The following is a 1,428-nucleotide window of genomic DNA, read 5'->3' as shown; positions in this document are numbered from 1 at the left end:
GATGCGCCCTTTGTATTTTGTATCGGTCAGATCGTTCCAACTGGTAGGCGGTTGCTTGACCCGATCGGTGTTATACAGAATGGCGAGATTATCCTGTGAAAAGGCGACGGAGCGTTGACCGCTGATAACCGCCCAATCGGGCTGGGCACTCAGGTTTTTGACCGCGTCGTTATCCAGTGGCGCAAACAAATCCTGGGTATTGGCACGGATGGCAACGGAAATATCCAGCAGCGCCACATCCACATGGGGATCGTTACGCTGCAAGGTCAATAACGCCAGCGATTCAGCGGAGTTCTTGCTTTGCTGGTAGTTGATCTTGATATCCGGGTGCTGTGCCTCGAAGGGGGCGATAACCAGTTTCTGGTAGTTGTCCGCAAACACGCCGGAAAACCCCACCACGTTAACGGTAGTGGGGGCCGCCTGTGCAAACACCGGCAACAGCGTGAGTGCGAGGATGCTGCGATGCAAACCTGTAGTAGCAGACATGGTGAATCTCCTGGTGATTATGGTTGTTATTGTGGTGGTTATTATTGTGGTAATGGCAATGAGGGTGTCCCGCTCGCACCGGGCTGCCAGGCGGCGCCCAAAACCCGCAGCCAGTTTTCTCCCAGCAGTTTGCGCACACGCGTTTCACTCCATCCGCGCGCCAGCATCCGGTTAGTGAGGTTGGGGAACTCCCGAATGCGTGCAATGCCCTGTGGTTTATTGATTTTTGCTGACCCGAAGGGCGCTAATGTGCGTGCCGTTCCCTTGTCGCGATTGGCCCACAGTAACCAGGGCCCCGGACGCGGACGATCCTGAGAAAAGTCAGTGCCGATACCGACGTGGTCTTCTCCGACCAGATCGATGACATAGCTCATGGCATCCAGATAGTCTTCGACCGTGGCATCATTGCCTGCCGCCAGACCGGGGGAGAACAGGCTGATACCAATAATGCCGCCCCCCTGTGCGCAGCCAACCAGCAACTCGTCGGGTTTATTGCGTTTTACGTCTTTGAGCGCGCGGGGTAACACATGAGAGATACACACCGGCGCGCGGGATGCCGCAATAACATCGGCACTGGTGCGATCGCCCACGTGGCTGAGGTCACACAGCACGCCGACGCGGTTCATCTCCGCCAGCACTTCGTACCCAAACCCGGTTAACCCGCTGTCACGGGTTTCCAGATAGCCGGCACCCGAGTAGTTTTGGGTGTTATAGGTTAACTGCATCACCCCGACGCCGAGGTCTTTGAATATCTCGACGTATTCCAGTTTGTCTTCCAGCGGGGAGGTGTTTTGCCAACCGAGGATAATCCCGGTCCGCTGCTCCGCTTTGGCGGCATGGATATCAGCCAGCGTGCGCACCGGTCGAATCAGGTCATCGTTTTCGCGCCAAAACCGTCGCGTTACCGAGACAAAATCCACGCCATCCCGGAAGTTTTCCCAC

Annotated in this window: 2 protein-coding genes; both read right to left on the bottom strand. The window is 56.4% G+C overall.

The window, feature by feature from the left end:
• The coding region (locus J5224_RS27685; protein WP_264628341.1) for an extracellular solute-binding protein at window positions 1-486 on the bottom strand (486 nt) is incomplete at its 3' end.
• Window positions 487-527: 41 nt separating this feature from the next.
• The coding region (locus J5224_RS27680) for a dipeptidase (RefSeq protein WP_264628340.1) at window positions 528-1,428 on the bottom strand (901 nt) is incomplete at its 5' end.

The organism is Candidatus Symbiopectobacterium sp. NZEC135, from assembly GCF_025962695.1.
The sequence above is the reverse complement of the archived record's forward strand: the minus strand, read 5'-3'. Positions and strand labels throughout refer to the sequence as shown.